Here is a 24207-nt window from a genome sequence, read left to right on the forward strand (position 1 = left end):
GGGCTGGTGGGAAAAGTTGTCTTGACCAATTTTCTAACGCCCGTTAGATTACTGGCAGCTGCCCCTAATGGGGAATGGGAGGAGGCGTCATGAATAAGACGCAGTTTGGGTCTTCGAGGGAGGACCTATCAAAACGTGCAACCGTTTACGCAAGCGGTTTATTCACCGGCAAAGTCGTTGTGGTGACCGGGGCCGGAGGCGGATTGGGGCTGGCAATTGCGACCTTGTTCGCAAGGCTCGGGGCCAATCTGGCGATCAATGGACGCAACGAAGAGAAACTGGCTTTGGCCAAGGAGTTTCTTGAAAGTTTCGGGGGCGAAGTTTTCGCTGTGCCTATGACCATCCGGGAGCCTGAGCAGGTCGAGGATTTTGTCGCCAAGACGAACCAGGAGTTCGGGGCGATTGACGTATTGGTGAACAATGCTGGGGGTCAGTTTCCGCAAGCAGCGTTGGAGTTTAGTCCAAAGGGCTGGAATGCGGTCATAGACACCAACCTGAACGGCACGTGGTGGATGATGCAATCCACGGCGCGCCACTGGGTTGCCAACAAGCAATCGGGCTCCATCGTCAACATCGTGGCCGATATCTGGCGCGGCATGCCCGGCATCGCGCATACCTGTGCGGCCCGGGCAGGGGTAGTTTACCTGTCCAAGTCGGTTGCGGTGGAGTGGGCCCCGCACGGTATCCGAGTGAACTGCGTGGCGCCGGGTTGCTGCGAAAGCAACGGTTTCGGGAACTACCCTCCGGAGGGTTCTGCGACCTTTCAGGACTCCAACCCGATGCGGCACGCCGGGGACGAATGGGATGTCGCTGAAGGGGTTGTCTATATGGCGGCGAATTCAGGGAAATTCGTAACCGGAGAAGTTCTGAACATCGACGGTGGGCAGCAATTGTGGGGGGATCCATGGCCAACGGGGCGGCCGGACTACTTCCGGATTACCTGATGTTGGCCGTGAACCTTAGGGGGACAATGATATCTAGATGACGACAAGGATTAACACAGCAATCGGAGCCGATGATGGGGCGATACTGGAGTGCAGCGGGGTCGAACGACGGTTCGGCGGCATCGTCGCTGTCACCGGTGTTGACCTCGTTATTCGACAAGGGGAAATCTTTGGACTTGTCGGTCCGAATGGCAGCGGCAAGACAACGCTAACAAACGCAATTACCGGATTTTACCCGCCAAACGAGGGCAGGGTCCGGCTGGCAGGAAACGACATTACGGGTACGGCGCCTCACAAGGTTGCCAAGCTCGGCGTTGCCAGAACGTTCCAAAATCTTGCCCTGTTCAACGGGATGAGCGTTCTGGACAACATCCTGCTCGGGCGGCACATCCACATGAGCCCAGGCGTTTTGCGTACGGCGCTATATTGGTGGGCAGCACAGCGTGAAGAAATCGAGAACCGTAAAATCGTCGAGGAGGTGATCGAGTTTCTACAGCTCGAGAGCATTCGGCATGAGTTGGTCGATGGTCTTCCGATCGGGTTGAAAAAGCGGGTCGAGCTGGCGCGGGCATTGGTGGCCGAGCCACAGATGCTGATTCTCGATGAACCGATGGCCGGCATGAACCAGGAAGAGAAAGGGTATATGTCCCGTTTCATTCTGGATGCCCGTGCCGAACGCGGCGTCAGCGTTCTGCTGATCGAACACCATATGGATGTCATCACCGGCATTTGTGATCGGATGCTGGCACTGAACTACGGTGAAATGATCGCCAGTGGCATCCCCAAGGAGGTTGTGAAGGACCCGCGGGTCATCGAGGCATATATCGGAGGGTCGCATGACTGATTTTACGAAGAACCGGTCTTCAGGCGGCGAAACGATTGGTGCACTTCTGGCGAAGAACGCGTCGCTCCACGGAAAGGATATCGCCCGTCGCGAAAAAGAGCGTGGGATATGGAAAGAAACCACCTGGGCGGAATACGCCCAAGAGGTGGTGGCCTGTGCGGCTGGGCTTGAAAAAATCGGCGTGAAGCCTGGCAAAGCAGTGCTTGTTCTGGGCGATAACCGTGCGCGGCTCTATGGCGGCATGCTGGCTGTTTCGTTGCTTGGTGCCTACGCCATGCCCGCTTATCCGGGCGCAACTCTTGAGGAACTAAGGCACTTTCTTGGCGAAGTCGAGATCGTCGCGGCCATTGCGGAAGATCAGGAACAGGTTGACAAGATCCTGGAACTGAAGGACGCGGGCGCCGAGGGCATCGACCACATCATTTATGATGAAGCGCGCGGTCTTGGCTTCTACGAGGTTGAAGGGCTGTTGTCCTGGGATCACCTGATCGAAGTTGGTCAGCACGATCTGAACGAAACCCCGGGCCTGCGTGAGGAACTGCTTAGTCGTGCGAAGCCGGAAGATCCGGCCATTTTTCTGCACTCCTCCGGAACGACGGGCGCGCCGAAGGGCATCGTACTGAGTCAGAAGAACGTTCTTGCTGCTGCTCGGAATGGACATGCGGCGGGTGCCTTCGACGAAAATGAGGAGATCCTCGCGTACTTGCCGATGGCCTGGGTGGGAGACTACGCCATAACCGTTGCCGCGGCACTCCTTTGGCGTTTCACCGTGAATGTGCCTGAGCGCCAGGAAACGGTCGTGCGCGACATGCGCGAGATCGCTCCGACCTTCTATCTGGCGGCTCCGAGAAGCTGGGACCAGATGCTGACGACAATCCAGGTGGGTATCGAAAATTCGACCCCTTTAAAGAAATGGCTGTACCATTTTTTCATGGATCGGGCCATCGCCGCTGAGACACGCAAGCTGAACGGAAAAAGCGGTGGTATATTGGAGCCTTTGGGCCGACTTTTGGGCGAGGCAATCATTTTCGGACCGATCAAGGACCAGTTCGGAATGAGCCGCCTCAAGAACGCGTTCACCGGCGGCGAAGCGATCGGCGAAGACACCTTTGTTTTCTACCGATCCTTGGGAATCAAATTGCGCCAACTCTATGGCCAAACCGAAAACAGCGCGATCAATGCAATTCAGTCTCCGGGTGAAGTGCGCCTTCATACCGTCGGCAAACCCGCGCCCGGCGTCGAGGTGACCATCGCCGAGGACGGGGAGATCCTGGTACGCTCGGACAGCGTATTCGAAGGGTACTTCAACAAACCCGAAGCGACCGCCGAAGCCCTTGAGGGCGGGTGGCTGCATACAGGTGATGCCGGGTATTTGGAGGAAGATGGACACTTGGTTGTTCTGGGGCGCGTCTCCGAGGTCATGCATACGGCCGGAGGCGAGCGGTTTGTGCCAAACTACATCGAGAACCGGTTGAAATTCAGCCCTTATATTAAGGATGCTGCCGTAATCGGCGCCGGGCTGAAGGAACTGACGGCGATGGTCTGCGTGGATTTCGAGGCCGTGGGGCACTGGGCCGAAGTGAACGGCGTACCTTACGTGTCATATGCCGATCTTTCTCAGCGTGAAGAGGTCGCGACGTTGCTTCGCGAGGCCTTCCAACGGGTCAACAAGGCCGTCACCGAACCATTGCGCCTGCAACGCTTTGTCAGTCTGCCGAAAGAATTCGACCCGGACGATGGTGAAATCACACGGACACGAAAACTACGGCGCAAGGTCGTTCAGGAACGCTATGCTGACGTGATCGCGGCGCTCTACGACGGTTCAAAAGAGGTCCATGTAAGCGCGCAGGTGACTTACGAGACCGGGGAAGTAGGGAAGGTCGAAAGAAGCCTTCCCATCAGGGAGGTATAAATGGACTGGGTCTTTCTATCAGAGCTTGCGATCAACGGAGCCTTGACGGGTCTGCTGTACTCGCTATTCGCCATCGGCCTTGTGCTGATTTACAAGGCATCTTCGGTGCCCAATCTGGCGCAGGGCGGGTTGACCATGGTCGGGGCCTATGTGGTCTTGGCGCTGGCACGCGACGTGGGTTTACCCTTGTGGCTGGCCATCCCTCTGGCTGCGGTTGTCATGTTCGGCCTTGGGTTCGGCATTGAGCGTGTTGCTTTGCGCCGTCTCGCAGGTCGGCCGGTTGTCATGATCTTGATGCTGACACTCGGCCTCGACATTTTCCTGCGGGGTACAACGCTTGCGATTTGGGGCGGGACGTCACGTTCGATGGAATTGGGCGTCAGCTATGATCCACTGTTTTTGGACGACATCTTCATCAGCCGCATCCATCTGGTTGGTGCCGGTGTTGCGCTCGCCTTGTTTGTCGCATTCATGCTGTTTTTCCGAACCCGGACCGGGATCAAGTTGCGGGCGATCGCGGATGATTACATGGCTTCGTGGTCGGTCGGCATCTCGGTTGAACGCGGAGTTGGCCTGTCCTGGGCGCTGGCATCTGTTGTTGCTGTCGCCGCGGGCGTTATCTGGGGCGGAATTCAGGGTGTCGATCAGGCGCTGTCGCTGTTGCTGCTCAAGGGTCTGACCGTTGCCGTTCTCGGTGGTCTCGACAGTATCCTTGGCGCCGTGATCGCGGGCATCATCCTGGGCGTCGTCGAAAACGTTGGCGCTGATTTCCTCGATCCGCTTGTCGGAGGCGGAAGCCGTGAGCTTATCGTCGCCGCCGTGCTCATTCTTACGGTCATGATCCGTCCGCACGGGCTATTTGGTCGTCACGACATCGAAAGGGTGTAAGGGATGTTTTACAGACTTTCTGGCGTCCATCACGCCGACTACGTTTCGGACAGCCGTATCTTCAAGGTGCCTGCCGACAGAAATCTGACAGCATTCATCTTTCTGATCGGTCTTGCCGCGCCGTTCATCATTCCGTCGCTTTACCTGAACAGCTACTTGCTTCCCTGGCTGATCTGGACGGCCGCCGCTTTGGGGCTGAACCTGGTGACAGGTTGGGCGGGGCAGCTTCACCTGGGCTATGCCGCGGTCATGGCGGTCGGCGCCTATTCGGCGATCCATGCCGCGCGTTTCGGGGTGCCGTGGGAATTCGCGCTGATCATCGGCGGGTTGACGTCATCCGTGATCGGCAGCCTGTTTGCTTTTGCCGCTTTGCGGGTCAAGGGACTGTACCTCGCCCTTACCACTCTTGCGATGCAATTTGTGATGGACTGGGTTCTGACCCACTCTCCGGCGATCTCGGGGGGCTCACACGCGTCGCTCCAGTCACCGACATTGGCGCTGCTCGGGCAAGAGATTACCACTGATACTGGCTTCTACTATGTCGCCTTCGGCTGGTGTGTCTTGGTGACGATCTTCATGCTTAATCTCAAGCGTACTGGACTCGGTCGCGCTTTGGTCGCTGTCCGTGAAAAAGATTTTGCCGCCGCGATCCTGGGTGTGAACAGTTTCTACTACAAAATTCTCGCATTCGCGACTTCGTCGTTCATCGCGGGCGTCAGCGGTGCGTTGCTTGTTGCCACCTTTTTCTTTCTCGCCGCACCCGAGCAATTCTCGGTTGCCGTTTCGATCCAGGTTCTTGCGATGGTGATCGTTGGAGGTCTTGGCAGCATCATCGGATCCTATTTTGGGGTTGCCCTGATCCTTCTTGTTCCGGGTATCGTGAACGGTCTCGTCGTCACGCTGAGTGAATGGATTGGCATGCAGATCAACGTTGAAACGCTCGCTCACATCCCGAACGCAGTCTATGGCGCACTGATCGTCATTATCCTTCTGATCGAACCACTCGGTTTGGGAAAACTCTACGGCAACATCAGAGACTACCTGATGGTCTGGCCCTTCGATCAGTTCAAGAAATAAGGGAATTGACGATGCAAGAGAAAGTTGAAGCCCAGAACATTCTGTCCATGAACAGTGTCGAGGTGCTGTACGACAATGTAATGCTGGCGATCAAAGGTGTTTCGGTTCAGGTTCCTACAGGCGGGATGATCGCACTCTTGGGATCGAACGGAGCGGGGAAAAGCACCACGTTGAAAGCGATCAGCGGTCTTTTGAAGGCTGAGCGCGGACGCATCAGCCGAGGTGAGATAACGTTCCAGGGAGCGGACATTACCGAAGCGCTCGCGCAAAAACGCGTCGAGATGGGCATCTGTCATGTCATCGAAGGGCGACGAGTCTTCGAACACCTGACCCCCGACGAGAACCTGACCGCCGCCGCGCCGCGCGGAATGTCCCGATCAACGCTGAATGCGGAAAAGGACAAGATCTACGGATATTTTCCGCGGCTTGCCGAACGCAAGAATTCGCAAGCAGGCTATTTGTCGGGTGGTGAGCAACAGATGCTTGCCATTGGGCGGGCCCTCGTGACCCAGCCGAAGCTGTTGATGCTTGATGAACCAAGTCTCGGGCTTGCTCCGTTCCTGGTCGAGGAAATCTTCGGCATCTTGCAAAAGATCAATAAGGATGAGGGCCTGTCCGTCCTGCTGGTGGAACAGAACGCCTTGGCGGCTCTGGAAATCGTTTCGCAAGGGTACCTTATCGAAAACGGCCGCGTTGTTATGCACGGCACCGCCGAGGCGCTCAAATCTAACTCCGACATTCAGGAGTTCTATCTAGGCGGCGGAGAGACCGATTTTCACAACGTCAAGCACTACAGCCGACGCAAACGTTGGTTGAGTTGAGGTACTAATCAGAAGTTGTTCAGGGAGGAACAAATGAAGAAACTTACCAAAGCGTTGGCCGTATTATCAATGTTCGGCGGAGCAATGTTTGGCACCCAGACGCTGGCTGAGCCATTCAAGATCGGCATCTGCTACGATCTCAGCAAGGCCTATACCTTTGCCACGCCGCAGGTTTCGCAGGCCGCGATGGACCTTGCCAAGCTCATCAACATGAAGGGCGGCATCGGTGGGGAACCGGTCGAAGTCATCGTGCGTGACCACGGGAACGAACCGCAGCGCGGAATCGAGTGCTACTCCAAGCTCAGCCGCGAGGGTGTATTCGTCTTCGATACCCTGTCCACTCCGGTCTCTCTGGCTATCCTGCCGCGGGCCATGGAAGACGGGCGTATCCTGATGCAGTCGCTTGTCGGCCGAGGCGATGCCGTTGACGGCACCGTTTTCGAATGGGTCTATCCGGTCGGACCGACCTATTGGGGACAGGCGGCCAATGATGTTGCCTACATAAAGCAATTGCATGATGGCGACTTGTCGGACGTGAAGGTGGGGTTTGTGTATTTCGATTACCCTTTCGGACAGGAGCCGATCGAGATCCTGGAAACCTTGTCCGAAAAAGAGGGTTTCGAGCTTGAGCTGTACCCCGTGCCGCTTCCGGGCAGTGACCAGGCCGGTGTGTGGTCCAAGGTGCGCCGCGACAAGCCCGATCATGTAATCGTCTGGATGTTGGGCGGTGCGCATGTGGTTGCGTCGAAGGAGATGCAGCGCAATCGCATTCCGATGGACAAGTACATCTCGGTCAACTGGTTGAACGAAGTCGATATCGCCAACATCGGTGAAGAGGCCGCCAAGGGTATCAAGCGCGGTACCAATGTCGTGGGCGGTCAGGATATTGCCCTGTATCAGGAAATCATGTCCGAGCTTTATGACAAGGGCGAGGGGTCCGGCCCGATCGAGAAGACGCAGGACGTTTTCTACAACACCGGTCTGGCGATGTATTCAATCATGTTCGAAGCCGCGCGCAGGGCGGCAGAACAGGAAGGCCTTCCGATAACCGCGGAGTCCTACAAAGCCGGACTGGAATCTCTTGAGGGATACGACGCGAACGGGCTGATGGCCCCCATTACGGTGACGGCCGAAGATCATGGCGGCGGCGGTAAGACCCGGATCGAGATGTGGGACGGGGAGACTTGGGTGCCGCAAACCGACTGGATCTCTGAGTACACGGACGTCGTGTGGGACGTGGTGAAAGAAAGTTCCTCAAAATACGAGCAGTGAAAGACAGGTAGCAGGAAGGGTGACGCTACGCAGGGCGGCAGCGGCGCTTACGAAACGGTATCATCGCCCTAAACCCTAGAAACGGGAGAGAGAAAACATGAAAGTCAAACAGCACATTAAGGCAGTGGTCCTTGCTACTGCGCTGGCTGCAAGCGCGACTGTGGCCTCAGCGCAGGACAAGGAGCCGATCCGCTTCGGACTCTGCTTCGACCTCAGTAAATCCTACACGTTCATTTCGCCGCAGGTGGCCCAGGCCGCGCAGGATCTCGCGATGTACACCAACGAAAACGGTGGTATTGAAGGGCATCCGGTTGAAGTCATCATTCGCGATCACGGCAACGAACCGCAGCGTGGCGTGGAATGCTATGAGCAGCTCAAGCGCGAAGGCGTTTTCCTTTTCAATTTTCTGTCCACGCCGGTCACGAACGCGGTTTTGCCGCGTGCCATGAAGGACGGTAACGTACTGATGCAGTCTTTCGTTGGCCGCGGTGACGCGGTGGACGGCGAAGTGTTCGAATGGGTTTTCCCGGTCGGTCCGACGTACTGGCAGCAGGCGGCAAATGACGTTGCCTTCATCAAGGGTCAGATGGGCGGTGACTTGAGCAAGGCGAAGATCGGGTTCATCTATCTGGATTATCCCTTTGGCCAGGAACCGATCGAGATCCTGAAAACGCTTTCCGAAAAGGAAGGGTTCGAGTTGGAGCTGTATCCCGTACCGCTTCCCGGGTCGGATCAAGCCGGCGCATGGAGCAAAATCCGCCGCGACAAGCCCGACTATGTGATCAGCTGGCTACTGGCGGGCGGACATGTGGTCGCCTCGAAGGAAATGCGCCGCAACCGTTTCCCGATCGACCGCTATCTGTCGGTGAACTGGCTGAACGAAGTCGATATCGCCAATATCGGCGCGGAAGAGGCGAAAGGCATCCTGCGCGGGACGAACGTGGCCGGTGGCCAGGAAGTTCCGATCGTCAAGACGATGCTGGACACCTACTATGCCAATGGCAAGGGCAGCGGACCCGAGAGCCTCGTGCGCGACGTGTACTACAATACGGGCATGGCGATCTACTCGGCCGGTTTCGAAGCTGCGCGTATTGCGATTACCGAAAACGGTTGGCCGATCACACCGGAAACCATGAAGAATGCCTTTGAATCGATCGAGAACTTCGATGGAAACGGCATCATGGCCCCGGTTACAGTGACCGACAAAGACCACGGAGGTGGTGGCAAGACCCGGGTCGAACAGTGGAATGGCGAAACCTGGGTTCCGCTGACCGACTGGAGCGCCGACTATCTCGACGTTGTTTGGGATGTCATCAAGCACAGCTCGGCGACTTTCACCGTCGAATAAGACTGGGCTTCCCCGCGGCAGACACGTCGCGGGGAAGCTTTCCGCAGTTAGATTGTCCCGAGAAAGCGAAGCAGGTATCATGAGCCCCATTGACGTGAAGATCGAAGACGGAATTGCAACCGTCTGTATTAACCGGCCCGAACGCAAAAACGCACTTTCCGTGGCGGCTACGAACGGGCTGACCGATGCTTGGGAAAAGATCGAGGCGGATGACAGCGTTCGTGTGGCCATTCTGACTTCGGCCGATTGTGGCGTGTTCAGCGCCGGACTGGATCTGAAGGAAGCCACAAAAATCGCACGCGACGAGGGCGTCGATATTCTGACCAAGATGCGCGACCCGTTTCACGAGACAATGCGCGCCTGCAAGAAACCGATCATCGCGGCGATGACGGGGTCGCTGATGGCGGGCGGAATGATGCTGACTTTGAATTGCGATCTGCGGGTCGGTCTCAAGGGGACCAAGGTCGGTATCACCGAAGTAAAGATCGGTCGTGGATCGCCTTGGGCATCGCCAGCATTGTCCATGCTGCCGCAGCCCATCCTTATGGAAATAGTTCTGACCGGCGACTTGATGCCGATCGAGCGCCTGCACGAATACGGGTTCACCAACTATATCGAAGACACTCCCGATGCTGTCCGCGCACGGGCCTTCGACCTTGCCAAACGCATTGCCAGCGCGGCCCCGCTGTCGGTTGTTGCCGCGAAAGGCAGTGTTCGCGCAACCATGGATCTTGGCTGTGCCGGTGGTCTGGAAGAGGGCAAGCGCCTGCACGAGGTGGTTTACGCCAGCAACGACGCGATTGAAGGCCCAAAGGCCTTTGCTGAAAAGCGAGCACCCGTCTGGACCGGGACCTGATGGAGGCTTGAATGACTGAGCTTATTCGCCTGGACAGGGATGGCCCTGTCGGAATCCTGCGGTTTCTTCAGCCGACAAAACGCAACCCTTACAGCATCGGGTTCGTCGAAGAACTAGTGGCGCTCCTGCGCGAAGCCGAACGGGACGCTACGATCCGTGTCGTTGTTATGACCGGTGGCGATCATTTCAGCAGCGGCGGCGATCTTGTCGGGTTTCAGTCTGAGATCGCGAAAGGCGCAAAGGCGACATCGGAAATGGTGGAGCTGGTTCACGATGGCGGACGCGCGGCCTATCTGTTTCGCAAACCTCTGATTTCCGCGGTATGCGGCGTGGCTTTTGGCGCGGGTTTAAGCCTGGCCTTGTCGGCGGACATTGTCGTTGCTGCCGAAGATGCCCGGCTGTGCGAAGTTTTTGCGCGCGTCGGCGGCTGTCCTGACACGGGATCAAGCTGGCTGCTTCAACAGCGTGCCGGTGCGGGGGTGGCGCGGATGCTGGTGCTCACGGGCCGCGAGATCGACGGACGCACCGCTAGGGACCTGCGCGTTGTCGAAGAATGCGTGCCGGCCAACCAGGTCGAGGTACGGGCGTTGGAAATTGCCCGCGAGATTGCAACGCACCCGATGTTTGGCGTTCAGACCGCCAAGCGTGTGATGCGCGCCGCAGCCGAGTGCAGCTATCTCGAGGCGCTGGATATCGAGCGCGATGCCCAAAGCGTTTTGCTGTGCGCGCATGACTTTCCCGAGGCGATGAAAGCGTTCTCGGAAAAAAGAACTCCAGAATTCAAAGACCGTTAGCTCGGTTGAAACCTTATCGCAAAACTCAAGGAGCCCACGCCAATGAAGGTACTCGTGCCTGTGAAACGCGTGATCGACTACAACGTGAAGGTCCGCGTCAAGGCGGATGGCAGCGGTGTCGATCTCGCCAACGTTAAGATGTCGATGAACCCGTTCGACGAAATCGCCGTTGAAGAGGCGATCCGCCTGAAAGAGGCGGGAAAAGCCGAAGAGGTCGTCGCGGTATCCATCGGCGTCAAACAGGCGCAGGAAACCCTGCGCACCGCACTGGCCATGGGCGCCGACCGCGCCATCCTGGTCGTCGCAGCGGATGACGTGCACCAGGATATCGAGCCGCTGGCAGTGGCCAAGATCCTTGCCAAGGTCGTGGAAGAGGAACAGCCCGGTCTGGTTCTCTGCGGCAAGCAGGCGATCGACAACGACATGAATGCCACCGGCCAGATGCTGTCGGCGATCCTCGGTTGGAGCCAGGCGACCTTTGCCTCGGAAGTGGGCATCGATGGCGACAGCGCCGTCGTCACCCGCGAGGTCGATGGCGGCCTGCAGACCATCAAGGTCAAGATGCCGACCGTCGTTTCCGTCGACCTGCGCCTGAACGAACCGCGCTATGCGTCGCTGCCCAACATCATGAAGGCCAAGAAAAAGCCGCTGGATGAAAAGACCGCCGCCGATTACGGCGTCGACGTCACCCCGCGCCTGACCGTGGTCAAGACGTCCGAGCCGGCCGAACGCGCCGCCGGTGAAATGGTTGGCTCGGTCGACGAGCTGGTTGCGAAACTCAAGGAAAAGGGGGCGGTGTGATGGCTGTTCTTCTTCTTGCCGAAGTCAACAATGGTGAACTGTCGATGGACGCGACCGCAAAGGCGGTCACCGCGTCCAAGGCCCTGGGCGACGTGACGGTTCTGTGCGCCGGCGCATCCGCCGCCGACGCCGCGAAAGAAGCCGCGACAATTGATGGCGTGGCCAAGGTGCTGGTCGCCGAAGACCCCGCGCTGGGTCATCGCCTGGCGGAATCGACCGCCGACCTGATCGTGTCGCTGGCAGGCGATTACGATCACATCGTGGCGCCCGCCACCACCGACGCCAAGAACGTGCTGCCCCGCGTGGCCGCGCTGCTGGACGTGATGATGCTGACCGACGTCTCGGGCGTGGTCGATGCCGACACGTTCGAGCGCCCGATCTATGCAGGTAACGCGATCCAGACGGTGAAATCGGGCGACGCGAAAAAGGTCGTGTCCTTCCGCACCGCCAGCTTCGACGCGGCCGGCACCGGTGGCTCGGCCGCCGTGGAAACCGTGGGCGGGGCCTCCGCTTCGGGCCTGTCGGAATGGGTCGAAGACAAGGTCGCCGAAAGCGACCGTCCCGAACTGACCTCGGCCGGTATCGTGGTGTCGGGCGGCCGTGGCGTCGGCTCGGAAGACGATTTCGCGCTGATCGAGAAACTGGCCGACAAGCTGGGCGCCGCCGTTGGCGCATCCCGCGCCGCCGTCGACTCGGGCTTTGCACCGAACGACTGGCAGGTTGGCCAGACCGGCAAGGTGGTCGCGCCTGACCTGTATATTGCCGTCGGCATCTCGGGTGCGATCCAGCACCTTGCGGGCATGAAGGACAGCAAGATCATCGTCGCGATCAACAAGGACGAAGAGGCCCCGATCTTCCAGGTGGCCGATTACGGTCTGGTCGCCGACCTGTTCGAAGCTGTGCCTGAACTGACCGACAAGCTGTAAGTCCATTGCAAAAATTACAAAAAGGCCCGCCTGTTTTGTCGGGCCTTTTTGTACGAGCCGAATGGGCGGCGCGTTGATTGGAAAAATCCGGATGCGCACGGTCCGAAGCCGTGTGACGCTCCGTCAGAACGGCTCGGGTTCATTGTCGAGAAAAAAACACTTGTTAGATTTCCTCAATGCAAGCATGACTCGATAGGAATAAAACATGTCTCTGATCAAGAACTCCCCGAGTTGGGCAGTGGATGAACACAAGATGTTCGCCGATAGTACACGCAGGCTTTTCGATGCAGAGATGGCTCCGAAGATTGAAAAATGGGCGGAGCAGGGAATTGTTGACCGCGACTTCTGGAAAACAGTCGGTCAGCAGGGTGTCATGGGTGGCTCGATTGCCGAAGAATATGGTGGTTTCGGCGGCGGCATCGGGTTCGACGCGATTACCGTCTACGAGCAGGGGCGCACCGGTGATACGGGTTGGGGCTATGGGATTCAGTCCATCGTAATCCATTATCTCAACGCATATGGCAGTGAGGAACAGAAGAAAAAGTGGTTGCCGAAACTGGTCAGCGGCGACAGCGTTGCGGCGATTGCCATGACCGAGCCTGGAACGGGCTCTGACCTCCAGAACGTACAAACCTATGCGGAAAAGGATGGCAACCACTACAAGATCAACGGTTCGAAGATCTTTATCACAAACGGGCACACGGCGGATCTCGTTGTTATCGTGGCAAAGACCGATCGCAACGCCGGCGCCAAGGGCGTTTCGTTGATCGTTCTGGAAACCGAGGGCGCCGAGGGCTTTCGCCGGGGACGGAACCTGAAGAAACTGGGTATGAAAGGTTCGGATACTGCTGAGCTGTTCTTCGAGGATGTGCGCGTGCCCACGGCGAACCTGCTTGGTCCGGAAGAGGGGCAGGGGTTCTACCAGCTGATGAAGCAGCTGCCTTGGGAGCGGCTGATGATCGGCATTACCGCGCTCGGTTTTATTGATTTTGCGATCGATGAAACGGTGAAATATGTTCAGGACCGCAAGGCATTTGGAAGCCGGATCATGGACTTCCAGAATACACGCTTCAAACTGGCGGAATGCAAAACCAAGGCCGAATTGCTACGTTCTTTCGTAAATGACGGGCTCGCGCGTCTTGAAGCGGGCGAACTTGATGCGGCCACGGCTTCGATGGCGAAATGGTGGGGCAGCCAGACGCAGAACGAGGTCATGCATGAATGCCTGCAACTGCACGGCGGTTACGGTTTCATGATGGAATACCCCATCGCGCGACTTTATGCCGACAGCAGGGTCCAGATGATCTATGGCGGCACCAACGAGATCATGAAGGAACTGATCGCACGCTCGATGGATGTTTGATCCGTCCGGTGCCGGGTGGGGCTATTCCCTGCCCGGTCCCAGAATTTCGTCGCTGTGTTCCCCAAGTCGCGGGGCCGGGCGATGATCATGTCGCGCAGGGGTCGCCGAAAAGCGAGCCGGCGGGCGTGTCGTCCAGATCGCACCTTCGGTCGGGTGATCAATCCGTTGAAAGAACCCGGTTGCGGCAAGATGGGGATCGTTCGGCAAATCTGACAGGTTGCGCACTGGCATGGCGGGTATGTCGGCCTGCTCCATGAGGTCAAGCCACTCATCTGTGGTCCGGGTCAGCGCAATCTGCGCCACCATATCGTATACTGCGCCGATGTTGCGGCTTCGGGCATCCATGTCAGTGACCCAGACATGGTCGATCATGTCGTCGCGCCCGACCGCCTGAAAGAACCGCGCCCATTGCACGTTGGTGTAGGGCAGAATGGTGATGTAGCCATCTGCGGTCTGAACCGGACGCCGGTGCGGAACCAGCATGCGGGCATAGCCGAAATCCTGCGGAGTCTCCTCGAAGGTGGCGCCATCCATGTGTTCGGCCAGCAGGAAGGCGGCCAGCGTCTCAAACATCGGAACTTCGACATGCTGGGCCTGTCCCGTACGCTCGCGGTGGAACAGGGCGCCCATCACGGCATAGGCGGCGGTCACGCCGCCAAGCTTGTCGGCCAGAATTGTCGGGGCATAAGCGGGCGGTGCCTCGGGGTCGCGCAAGGTTGCCAGGCTGGCCAATCCCGACACCGACTGGACGGAATCGTCGAATGCTGGCTTGGCGGCATAGGGCCCGTCCTGTCCGAAACCGGTGGCGGATACCGTGATCAGGTTCGGGTTTTCCTGGCGCAGGGTTTCGGGATCCAAAGACAATCTGGCAAGCGCCGCAGGCCGGATGCTCGAAATCATCACATCGGCATCGATGAGCAGTTTGCGCAACTGATCGAGACCGGTTTGTGTTTTGAGGTCGAGTACGACACTGCGCTTGTTACGGTTGGTCCCCAGAAAAGCGGCCCCCATCAGCTTGTTGCGCGATGGCTGGACCTGGCGAAGAAGATCGCCCTCGGGGCCTTCCACCTTGATCACATCGGCCCCCAGATCGCCCAGCATCTGCGTCGCCAAAGGTCCGAAAACTACAGAAGTCAGATCGACGATCTTCACGTCTTGAAGGATCGCCGGATTGTTCTCATCGGTCATTTGATTGTCCACTTAGTTGCCTACCGTTTTTTATGAACAACGGCCGAACTCGGCGCGAAGGGCCTTGCCTTGCGCATCGAAGGCCGGGCAGGGGCCCAGTGCCGTTTCGCCGAGGCTGCGCCGGATCGGGGGGGTCGGGACGTTGATTTCACCGGAAGGCGTGCGAATTACGGACCGGTCAAGCTGGGGGTGACCGGACAGGGTCGCCACGTCGTTCACCGCGCCCGAGGCAATGCCCGCAGCGTCAAGCCGCTTCAGCATCTCGGCGCGGTCATGCGAGGCGAACACGTCCTTGATGAGAACTTCGAGCGCGGGTTTGTTTTCAATTCGCGACGTGTTGTCATGGAACCGGGGGTCGGTTGCCAAAGCCGCATCGCCCAGTATGTGTTCACAGAACCGTTGCCATTCGCCGTTGTGTTGCACGGTAATGACGACAAGCTGACCGTCCTTGCATTCATAGGCCCCGTACGGGCAAATGACCGTGTGGTTCAGTCCGACACGAGGTGTCGGCTTGCCAAGGTAATCGTGATACAGCAGTGGAACCGACATCCAGTCGGCCATCACATCAAACATTGCCACGGAAACGCCGCTGCCCTTGCCGGTGCGATCACGCCCGACAAGTGCTTCGCAGATTCCAGCATGGGCTGTCATACCGGTGGCGATATCGCAGACCGACACGCCCACCCGTCCTGGTCCGTCGGGTGTACCGGTCACTGATGCCAGACCGCTCTCGCATTGCACCAGAAGGTCATAGGCCTTGGCGTTGCGCATCGGGCCGTCTTCGCCATATCCGGTGATGTCGCAGGTCACTAGACGCGGGAAGCTCTCTCGCAGACTCGCGGAATCGAGCCCCAGCTTGGCCAGCGCGCCCGGCAGCAGGTTCTGAATAAACACATCTGCGTTTTCCAGCATCCTGAGCAGGATTTCACGGTCTTCGTCGGCTTTAATGTCCAAGGCGACCGATTCTTTGCCTCGGTTCAGCCATGTGAAATAGGCGCTTTCACCGTTGGCGGCGGTATCGTAGGCGCGGGCGAAATCGCCTGCGCCCTTGCGTTCGATCTTGATCACGCGCGCGCCGGCGTCGGCCAGCCGCGAGGAGCAAAAAGGCGCAGCGACTGCCTGTTCCAGCGCAACGACGAGTTTGCCGGAAAGGGGGGCTAAGTCTGAACCTGACATGAGTTTCTCTCAATTGATCCTGAAAGGTTGACTAAATCTAACAATTGTTAGAAAGATTATCAATACGCTTGAACAAAGACTGGGTCGCTTGAAGGAGAACGCCTATGCAGGATGCCAAAGGACCAGACCAGCTTTTCCAACGCGCGCTGGCAGAGGGAGAGATCCTGCTGCCCAAGTGCGACGACTGCGGGGCCTATCACTTTTTCCCGCGAGTCCTGTGTCCACATTGTCATGGCGCCGCGATTTCGTGGAAGCAGGCCACCGGCAAGGGACGGGTCTACACCACAACCGTCGTGCGCCGCAGCCAAAACCGCGGTGGCGACTACAACGTGTGCATGGTCGAGCTTCAAGAGGGCGTTCGAATGATGAGCCGGGTCGAAGACATTGCACCGGGTGAGGTCGCCATCGACATGGCTGTAACCGCTTTCGTGGGCGAGGCCGAGGGTGTTCCGGCCGTGCTCTTCAAGCCGTCGGAGGTATAAGTCATGACCACAGAACTTCGGGGGAAATCCGCCATCGTGGGAACCGGTCATGCCGGTTTCGGAGAAGCCCATGGCCTGACGGCCTATGATGTCATGGCGCAATCTGCGCTTGCGGCGCTTGGCGATGCCGGGCTGAAACTGTCCGACGTCGACGGGCTGTTCTGCACCATGATGGAAGACAGCATGCCGGCGCTTATGGCGGCGGAGTATCTGGGCATCCAGCCCCGTTTCATTGATGGCACGATGTCGGGCGGTTCGTCCTTCGTAAACTACCTGACGTCCGCGACCATGGCGCTTGATGCCGGTCTGTGTGATGTCGCTCTTATCGTCTATGGCTCCAACCAGCGCACCGCATCGGGCAGACTCGTGACCGCTTCACGTCCGCCGGCCTACGAGGCGCCATATAATCCGCGCTATCCGATCTCGGCCTATGCGATGGCCGCAGCCCGGCACATGCATGAATATGGCACCACCCGAGAGCAGCTGGCCGACGTGGCCGTTGCTGCGCGGGCATGGGCACAACACAACCCCGAAGCGTTCGAGCGCGGCCCGCTGACCCGAGAAGACGTGTTGGGCGCGCGCATGGTGGGCGATCCATTGACCGTGCGCGACTGTTGTCTTGTCACCGACGGCGGTGGCGCGATCGTGATGGTCCGCGCGGACCGCGCACGGGATTTCCCCAAGGTGCCTGTCTATGTGCTGGGCAGTGCGACGGCAAGCTCGCACCGGCAGATTTCCCAGATGAAGGATTTCACCGTGACCGCGGCCCGCGACTCGGGCGCGCGCGCCTTTGCGGCGGCCGGAGTGACCCCTGCGGATATCCAGGCGGTCGAGCTCTATGATGCCTTCACCATCAACACGATTTTGTTTCTCGAAGATCTTGGGTTCTGCGCCAAGGGCGAGGGAGGGGCCTTTGTCGAGGGCGGACGCATCGCGCCTGGCGGCGTCTTGCCGGTGAACACGAATGGCGGCGGCCTGTCCTGCGTGCACCCCGGGATGTACGGCATCTTCACAGTGATCGAGGCTGCTCGTCAGATCCGTGGCGACGCGCCGGGCATTCAGTCGAAGGATATCGACCTGGCGCTGGCGCATGGCAACGGCGGTGTGCTGTCCAGCCAGGTCACGGCGATACTTGGATCGCAAAACACGCTCTGACGGCAACTAAGGGAGGAAAGTAAATGCCATTGGATTTCGAGGCACTGTCGAACTGGGACTTTGAGGAAATCGAACAGACGCTGACCGAGCGGGATACCATCCTGTATGCACTCGGCCTTGGGTTCGGCGAGGATCCGACCGACAAAAAGGAGCTGGCCTATGTCTATGAGGACGGGCTCAAGGCAGTTCCCTCGATGGCGGTCATTTTGGGGTATCCCGGCTTCTGGCTGCGCGATCCCAAGACCGGCGTAAACTGGCAAAAAGTGCTGCACGGAGAACAGTGGCTCGACATCTACAAGCCGCTGCCGACACATGGCCGGATTGTCGGCCGCAGCAAGATCGACTTCATCGCCGACAAGGGCGAGGGCAAGGGAGCCGTCATTTACCAAAGCCGTGATATTATCGACGCGGACAGCGGTGAAAAACTGGCGCGCGTGGCGATGTCGGCTTTCTGTCGCGGTGATGGGGGGTTCGGCGGTGAGAACCAGGCAGGTCCGGCACCCGCAGTGCTACCTGACCGGGCGCCTGATCACATATGTGATATCGATACCCTGCCCCGCCAAGCCCTTATTTATCGTCTCAGCGGTGATTTCAATCCGCTTCACGCTGACCCGGATGTGGCCCGTTCTGTCGGGTTCGACCGCCCGATCCTGCATGGTCTGGCGACCTATGGGCTGGCGGCCCGGGCGATTCTAAAGACGTTGCTTGACTATGATTCTGCCCGGCTTGTCGGTCTGGATGTTCGGTTCTCGGCTCCGGTCTATCCCGGCGAAACCGTGCGGTTCGAAATCTGGGAAGAGGACGGCGAGGTCCGGTTTCGAGCGTCTATTCCTGCACGCGACGTGGTTGTTCTGAACAACGGCGCAGCGCGCTTCGCCTGAGGCAATGAAGATGGCTCAACCTCTCAAGGATATCCTGGTGCTGGATTTCAGCACCCTTCTTCCCGGTCCGATGGCGACGCTCATGCTGTCCGAGGCCGGCGCCGAAGTGATCAAGTTCGAACGGCCCGGAGTCGGCGAGGACGCGCGCCAAACCGAGCCCAGGATCGACGGAGAGAGCATCGGATTTGCCGTGTTGAACCACGGCAAGCGATCGGTGGCCATCGACCTCAAGTCAAGGGGCGCAGTGGAACGTCTGCGCCCTTTGATCGAGAAGGCCGATGTTCTGGTAGAGCAGTTTCGTCCCGGCGTGATGGACCGGCTGGGGCTTGGTTATGAAGCGTTGCGAAAGATCAATCCCGGTCTCATCTATTGTTCGATCACCGGCTATGGCCAGACCGGACCAAAGGCCAGCGCCGCCGGCCACGATCTCAACTACGTCGGTGATGCGGGTATCCTGTCGCTCAGTCGCGGACCGGATGACCAGCCAACAGCCCCGTTCGGGCTGGTCGCCGATATCGGAGGCGGAACCTATCCTGCGGTGATGAATATCCTGCTGGCCCTGATTGCGCGGCAGGCAAGCGGGCAGGGGACGCATCTGGATATCGCAATGGCCGAGGGGGCGTTCGCCTTTGCCTATTGGGCCCATGCCGAAGGTGTGATTGCCGGGCAGAACATCGAAAGCGGTTGCAGCCGTCTGACGGGTGGCCTGGCCCGTTATCGGCTTTATACGGCTGCGGACGGGCGTCAGATCGCCGTCGGCGCGTTGGAAGAAAAGTTCTGGCAGTCGTTCTGCGATGTCATTGGTTTGCCGGTGGCCCTTCGCGATGACTGGTCCGATCCAAATGCCTGTGCCGCAGAGGTTGCACGTCGTCTGAGGGAACACCCCTCGACCCATTGGGAGCCTTTGCTGGCTGCGGCAGATTGCTGCTGTTCGGTCGTGAAGACGCCCGCCGAGGCGGCGCGTGGCCCGCATTTCAAAGCGCGTGACGTGTTCGGGCGGACCGTAAAAATCTCCGGCCGGGACGCGCCCGCTTTGCCGCTGCCAATTGCCCCGGAGTTCCGTTCTTCCGGAAATTCGGTCGGAGTTGCAGCCACTCTGGGCGAAGACAATACGCGTTATGGCTTGGACCAACCAAAGACAGAGTAAATCCCGTTGACGGGCAGGTTTTGAATCGGTAATCTAACAATTGTTAGAAAAAAGGAGGGTCCAATGGACAAGTCTGACGATGACCTGCCGACTGAAGCTGAGCGTTATGTCATGCCATCGCGCTTTGTGGAAAGCGATAGCTTGGAAGTGCAGGGTTTCGTGACATCGGCTTTGCGTGATCTTCCTGTGGGCGCAACCAATCGAGATAAGGCGATCCGCCTGTTCGAAGCGGTGCGCGACGATATTCGCTATGATCCCTATTGTTTTGCGCTGGATGAGGACTCTTACCGTGCCAGCCGTATCGCTGGGGCGGAAGCGGCGTTTTGCGTTCCCAAGGCAATTCTTCTGGCGGCTTGTTTGCGTGCTGTGGGTATCCCTGCCGCTCTGGGGTTCGCGGATGTGCGCAACCACCTGAATACACCCAAGTTGCAGGAGTTGATGGGGACCGATCTCTTTATCTACCACGGCTATGTTCAGCTGTGGTTGGGGAATGAGGCCTACAAGGTGACACCTGCATTCAACATGGAACTGTGTGAAAGATTCGGGGTCAAACCCCTGGTCTTCGACGGCTATCACGACGCGCTCTTTCATGAGTTCGACGAACAGAATCACCGGCACATGGAATATGTGAACGACCGTGGTCTCTATTTCGACGCGCCGATGGGTGAGTTCCTGGTGGCGTTCAAGCAAACCTATCCGAAGCTGGAAGAATTCAACCGCATCCGAATATCCAAGGATGCGAGCGGATACGATGACGGTTTCGCAAAGGAGGGTGCCTCTTGAGGTATCTGGAAGACTTCTCGCCGGGCCAAGTCTATCGCTTTCGCAGCGCTCCGATGAGCGCGGATTCAATAAAGGCCTTTGCCAAGGAATGGGATCCGCAGCGGCTGCACACCGATGAAGACTATGCAACCGCCATACATGGCAGCCTGATCGCCTCGGGCTTTCAGACCATGCTTGAGGTGTTCAAGCCGGTCATGACCGAGATGATGGTCGATGTTGCCAATATCGGCGGCATGGGCTTTGACAATTTGCGCTGGCTGCGGCCTGTGCACCCGAACGAACCCCTTGATGTCGAACTGACGGTCAACTCGGTCACACCGTCAAAAAGCAAGCCCGACAGAGGTGTTTTGCACTATACGCTCAGCGCCAGAAACCCCGAGGGCGAGGTCGTTTTTTCGACCGACACCCCCGTGATGATCCAGCGAAAACAAAATGACACAAACTGATATCCTTTCCAGCGAACAAGAAGACCTTCGCCTGTTGCGCGAGAGCGTGCGCACGTTGTTTGAACGGGCGGGCGGAAGTGACAGAGCCCGACAACTCCGTGATGCCGGGGGCGGTTTCGATCCGGAGATGGTCCGGGAACTGGCCGAGGCCGGTGTTTTCGGCGTGGCGGTGCCCGAAGATCAGGGCGGGCTTGGCATGGGCCTAGCCGCCGGGGGTGTCATCGCCGAGGAAGTCGGCCGTGTGATTGCCCCGGAACCGGTCGTGTCGACGATCGGTCTGAGCCTCGGCCTTCTGCGCCGCCTTTGTCCGGATCATCCGAAGATGGCACAGCTCATCGGCGGCGAAATTTCATTGGCGGTTGCCTGGCAGGAACGCGGCCCCGACGGGGCGCCTGCCGATGCGACCTGCCGATACGCGGACGGAAAGCTGACCGGTAGCAAGGCCTGGGTCGTCGGTGCGATCGGTTCGCACGGGTTCCTTGTCGTGGCCGAACAGGATGATGGTCCGGTTCTGGTTCTGGCTGAGGCAGACGCGCAGGGGCTTGTCATCGACAAGCGGACGCAGGCGGATGGCAGCTCTCTGGGCGAGCTTTCGTTTTCGGGAACTCCGGCCGCGGAATTGGCCAGCAGCGGTGCGGTTCTCACTGCACTGGCCGAGGCTGTCGCCGATGCAACGGCGCTTGCCGCGGCCGAGCTTGTCGGCCTGAGCGAGCGCGCCTTCGAGATCACGCTCGACTACATCAAGACGCGGGAGCAGTTCGACAAGCCGATCGGATCATTCCAGGTCATCCAGCACCGTGCCGTCGACCTCAACGTGATGTGCGAGGTCGCGCAGGCCGGAGTGCGGGAGGCGCTTGCGCAGATGGACAGCGAAACCGATCCGAAGGTTCGGGCCCCGATTGCCAGCCGCGCCAAAGCGCGCGCCGTCACGGCCGCCAAGAAAATCACCCGCGACGCCATCCAGCTGCACGGGGCCGTCGGGTACACGGATGAGTTCGATATCGGGCTCTACCTGAACCGGGCGCTGGTGCTGTCGGCCTGGTTGGGCGACGATGCCTATCACAGGCGGATATGGTTCGAGGCACGCGAAGCAGAGGGGGCAGCACAATGACCGACTGGAACGCTATGACCGATGCAGAGTTCCGCAAAGAAGTGCGCCAGTTCTTCGAGGCGGAATATCCCGAGGAGCTGCGTCACCTGCCGCACCGACCGAAGTTCGCCGAGATCGAACATTGGCACCGCAAGCTTCACGCCAAGGGCTGGGTCGCGCCAGCCTGGCCCGCTGAATTCGGCGGTATGGGGCTGAACGCCGCCAAGTTGCTGATCTTTTACGAAGAGCAGCAGCGCTGGGGCGTCAATCGCGGCCGCGACATGGGCGTGCAGATGGTCGGGCCGCTGATCATCAAATTCGGCACCCAGGAACAAAAAGATTACTGGCTGCCGCGTATCCTGAGTTGCGAAGATATCTGGTGTCAGGGCTATTCGGAACCCGGCGCCGGGTCCGATCTGGCGAACCTGCGCACACGCGCAGAGATTGACGGCGACGACTTTGTCATCAACGGACAGAAGATCTGGACCACGATGGCGCATGACGCCACGCATATTTTCATGCTGGTGCGCTCCGATCCCGATGCGCCGAAGAAACAGCAGGGCATCAGTTTCCTGCTCGCTCCGATGGATCAACCCGGAGTCGAGGTGCGCACCATCACGACCCTGTCGGGCGAGACCGAGTTTTGCGAGGTCTTCTTTGACAATGCACGGACGCCCCGCGAGAACCTCGTGGGCGAGCTGAACAAGGGTTGGACGATGGCCAAGGCTCTCTTGAGCTTCGAACGCATTTTCATCGGTTCGCCAAGTCTGGCCCAGAACGCTCTGGGACAGCTTGAAAGCTTTGCCCGTGGCCGTGGCGCGTTTGACGATCCGGTGTTCCGTGACCGCTTTGCCCAGGCGGCACTGGATGTGGAAGATCATGCCGCGCTTTATGCCCGTTTTGCAGATCAGCTCAAACGTGGCGAGACGCTCGGTGCGGATGTGTCCATGCTGAAGATTTGGGTGACTGAATGCTTCCAGCGCATCACCGAGCTGATGATCGAAGCAGCCGGTCCCGATGGCGGCTCCATCGGGCCGCTTCAGGTCGGCAACGTAAGTGTCGATGTTCTGGCGAGTTTCTACAAGGCCAGACCTACCACGATCTACGGTGGATCGAACGAAATCCAAAGAAACATCCTGTCCAAGGCCGTCCTGGGACTGCCTGGCTGACTCAATACCCCACGGAGGAAATAGAACCATGTCGGATCGTTATGCAAAATACGATAAACTGAAATTTGACTACCCGGCGGATCGCGTCCTGCGCATCACGTTCGACCGGCCCGAGACATTCAACTCGGTCGATGCCGAAACCCACACTCAGATGACGGACATGTGGATCGATATCGACCGTGACCCAGACATCAATTCGGTCATCGTGACCGGTGCGGGCAAGGCATTTTCCGCCGGGGGTGATTTCAGCCTGATCGAAAACATGATTGGCAATTCGCACGAGATCATGAAGACGTGGAAAGAAGCCAAGGATCTCGTCTATAACATCATCAACTGCAACAAGCCGATCATTTCCGCGATCAATGGCCCTGCGGCCGGCGCAGGCCTTGTGGTTGCCATCCTGGCCGACATCTCGATCGCCGGAAAGAAGGCCAAGATTGTCGATGGTCATCCCCGCCTTGGTGTTGCCGCCGGTGACGTCGCGGCGATTATCTGGCCGCTGCTGACCTCGATGGCCAAGGCGAAATACTATCTGATGACCTGCAAGCCGGTGTCGGGCGAAGAGGCCGAGCGTATCGGTCTGGTATCAATGTGCGTCGAGGATGACGAGCTGCAGCAGATCGCGCTGGATACAGCCGTCGAACTGGCCAACGGCTCGCAAAGCGCGATTCGCTGGACCAAGTATTCGCTGAACAACTGGCTGCGCCAGGCCGGGCCGATCTTTGATGCGTCGACCGCGCTGGAGATGCTTGGCTTCATGAGCGAGGACGTCAAGGAAGGTGTGTTGTCGCACCGCGAGAAGCGCGCGCCGAACTTCCGTAAGGACTGCCCGCTTTAACGCCCG

24 protein-coding genes are annotated in these 24207 nt (G+C 58.7%); 22 read left to right on the forward strand and 2 right to left on the reverse strand.

The features are described 5' to 3' along the window. Positions 1 to 89: 89 nt before the first annotated feature. The 13 genes from AC13C8_RS02690 (at position 90) to AC13C8_RS02750 (ending at position 13846) form a co-directional block, all read left to right on the forward strand. Entirely contained in the window at positions 90 to 944 is an 855-nt protein-coding gene (locus AC13C8_RS02690; RefSeq protein ID WP_028284935.1) for an SDR family oxidoreductase, read from the forward strand. A gap of 37 nt (positions 945 to 981) precedes the next feature. Continuing rightward, positions 982 to 1788 carry an ABC transporter ATP-binding protein gene (locus tag AC13C8_RS02695; protein WP_136340174.1) on the forward strand — a complete coding sequence of 269 codons (807 nt, stop codon included), beginning with the start codon at positions 982 to 984 and terminating at the stop codon, positions 1786 to 1788. Then, positions 1781 to 3700 (forward strand): AMP-dependent synthetase/ligase, encoded by a 1920-nt coding sequence (locus AC13C8_RS02700; RefSeq protein ID WP_482846339.1) that lies wholly within the window; start codon positions 1781 to 1783, stop codon positions 3698 to 3700. The genes AC13C8_RS02695 and AC13C8_RS02700 overlap by 8 nt, the downstream gene beginning before the upstream one ends. Further along, a complete protein-coding gene (locus AC13C8_RS02705) occupies positions 3701 to 4588 on the forward strand; it encodes a branched-chain amino acid ABC transporter permease (protein ID WP_152467186.1) in 888 nt (295 codons plus the stop codon). A 3-nt stretch (positions 4589 to 4591) separates the two neighbouring features. Further along, complete coding sequence (locus AC13C8_RS02710) at positions 4592 to 5665, forward strand: branched-chain amino acid ABC transporter permease (protein WP_152467187.1); 1074 nt, start codon at positions 4592 to 4594, stop codon at positions 5663 to 5665. 11 nt (positions 5666 to 5676) lie between these two features. Then, positions 5677 to 6486, forward strand: coding sequence for an ABC transporter ATP-binding protein (locus AC13C8_RS02715; protein WP_152467188.1), 810 nt, complete (start codon positions 5677 to 5679; stop codon positions 6484 to 6486). Positions 6487 to 6519: 33 nt separating this feature from the next. Continuing rightward, a complete protein-coding gene (locus tag AC13C8_RS02720; RefSeq protein ID WP_394374333.1) occupies positions 6520 to 7758 on the forward strand; it encodes an ABC transporter substrate-binding protein in 1239 nt (412 codons plus the stop codon). Positions 7759 to 7855: 97 nt separating this feature from the next. Then, a complete protein-coding gene (locus tag AC13C8_RS02725; RefSeq protein ID WP_152467189.1) occupies positions 7856 to 9106 on the forward strand; it encodes an ABC transporter substrate-binding protein in 1251 nt (416 codons plus the stop codon). Between the two features lie 79 nt (positions 9107 to 9185). Next, positions 9186 to 9962, forward strand: a complete 777-nt coding sequence (locus tag AC13C8_RS02730; RefSeq protein WP_152467190.1) for an enoyl-CoA hydratase/isomerase family protein — start codon at positions 9186 to 9188, stop codon at positions 9960 to 9962. Between the two features lie 11 nt (positions 9963 to 9973). After that, the gene (locus AC13C8_RS02735; protein WP_136340178.1) at positions 9974 to 10756 is read left to right on the forward strand and encodes an enoyl-CoA hydratase/isomerase family protein; all 783 of its coding nucleotides are present in this window, start codon (positions 9974 to 9976) and stop codon (positions 10754 to 10756) included. Between the two features lie 42 nt (positions 10757 to 10798). Continuing rightward, on the forward strand, positions 10799 to 11557 hold the full coding sequence (locus AC13C8_RS02740) for an electron transfer flavoprotein subunit beta/FixA family protein (RefSeq protein WP_090029138.1): 759 nt from the start codon (positions 10799 to 10801) through the stop codon (positions 11555 to 11557). Continuing rightward, positions 11557 to 12483, forward strand: coding sequence for an electron transfer flavoprotein subunit alpha/FixB family protein (locus AC13C8_RS02745; RefSeq protein WP_152467191.1), 927 nt, complete (start codon positions 11557 to 11559; stop codon positions 12481 to 12483). Before AC13C8_RS02740 ends, AC13C8_RS02745 begins: the two co-directional genes overlap by 1 nt. A gap of 205 nt (positions 12484 to 12688) precedes the next feature. Then, positions 12689 to 13846 carry an acyl-CoA dehydrogenase family protein gene (locus AC13C8_RS02750; RefSeq protein WP_081979662.1) on the forward strand — a complete coding sequence of 386 codons (1158 nt, stop codon included), beginning with the start codon at positions 12689 to 12691 and terminating at the stop codon, positions 13844 to 13846. A 21-nt stretch (positions 13847 to 13867) separates the two neighbouring features. Here the strand turns inward: AC13C8_RS02750 and AC13C8_RS02755 are convergent, their stop codons facing one another. Together AC13C8_RS02755 and AC13C8_RS02760 are read right to left on the reverse strand one after the other, a co-directional pair. After that, complete coding sequence (locus tag AC13C8_RS02755; protein WP_152467192.1) at positions 13868 to 15034, reverse strand: CaiB/BaiF CoA transferase family protein; 1167 nt, start codon at positions 15032 to 15034, stop codon at positions 13868 to 13870. Positions 15035 to 15064: 30 nt separating this feature from the next. After that, positions 15065 to 16210, reverse strand: coding sequence for a CaiB/BaiF CoA transferase family protein (locus AC13C8_RS02760; RefSeq protein WP_152467193.1), 1146 nt, complete (start codon positions 16208 to 16210; stop codon positions 15065 to 15067). Between the two features lie 104 nt (positions 16211 to 16314). Between AC13C8_RS02760 and AC13C8_RS02765 the strand changes: the two genes are divergently transcribed. The 9 genes from AC13C8_RS02765 (at position 16315) to AC13C8_RS02805 (ending at position 24201) form a co-directional block, all read left to right on the forward strand. Beyond that, the gene (locus AC13C8_RS02765; RefSeq protein WP_152467115.1) at positions 16315 to 16692 is read left to right on the forward strand and encodes a Zn-ribbon domain-containing OB-fold protein; all 378 of its coding nucleotides are present in this window, start codon (positions 16315 to 16317) and stop codon (positions 16690 to 16692) included. A 3-nt stretch (positions 16693 to 16695) separates the two neighbouring features. Next, a complete protein-coding gene (locus AC13C8_RS02770) occupies positions 16696 to 17847 on the forward strand; it encodes a thiolase (protein WP_152467116.1) in 1152 nt (383 codons plus the stop codon). 23 nt (positions 17848 to 17870) lie between these two features. Beyond that, a complete protein-coding gene (locus AC13C8_RS02775) occupies positions 17871 to 18728 on the forward strand; it encodes a MaoC/PaaZ C-terminal domain-containing protein (protein ID WP_172975947.1) in 858 nt (285 codons plus the stop codon). Positions 18729 to 18738: 10 nt separating this feature from the next. Further along, a complete protein-coding gene (locus AC13C8_RS02780; RefSeq protein ID WP_152467117.1) occupies positions 18739 to 19875 on the forward strand; it encodes a CaiB/BaiF CoA transferase family protein in 1137 nt (378 codons plus the stop codon). A 63-nt stretch (positions 19876 to 19938) separates the two neighbouring features. Then, complete coding sequence (locus AC13C8_RS02785) at positions 19939 to 20658, forward strand: transglutaminase-like domain-containing protein (protein ID WP_152467118.1); 720 nt, start codon at positions 19939 to 19941, stop codon at positions 20656 to 20658. Further along, entirely contained in the window at positions 20655 to 21104 is a 450-nt protein-coding gene (locus AC13C8_RS02790) for a MaoC family dehydratase (protein ID WP_136340184.1), read from the forward strand. The genes AC13C8_RS02785 and AC13C8_RS02790 overlap by 4 nt, the downstream gene beginning before the upstream one ends. Continuing rightward, on the forward strand, positions 21091 to 22215 hold the full coding sequence (locus AC13C8_RS02795; RefSeq protein WP_136340185.1) for an acyl-CoA dehydrogenase family protein: 1125 nt from the start codon (positions 21091 to 21093) through the stop codon (positions 22213 to 22215). Before AC13C8_RS02790 ends, AC13C8_RS02795 begins: the two co-directional genes overlap by 14 nt. Continuing rightward, the gene (locus tag AC13C8_RS02800; RefSeq protein WP_152467119.1) at positions 22212 to 23363 is read left to right on the forward strand and encodes an acyl-CoA dehydrogenase family protein; all 1152 of its coding nucleotides are present in this window, start codon (positions 22212 to 22214) and stop codon (positions 23361 to 23363) included. The genes AC13C8_RS02795 and AC13C8_RS02800 overlap by 4 nt, the downstream gene beginning before the upstream one ends. Positions 23364 to 23391: 28 nt before the next feature. Continuing rightward, positions 23392 to 24201 (forward strand): enoyl-CoA hydratase/isomerase family protein, encoded by an 810-nt coding sequence (locus AC13C8_RS02805; protein WP_028095226.1) that lies wholly within the window; start codon positions 23392 to 23394, stop codon positions 24199 to 24201. Positions 24202 to 24207 lie beyond the last annotated feature (6 nt).

The organism is Aliiroseovarius sp. B-4, assembly GCF_056857795.1.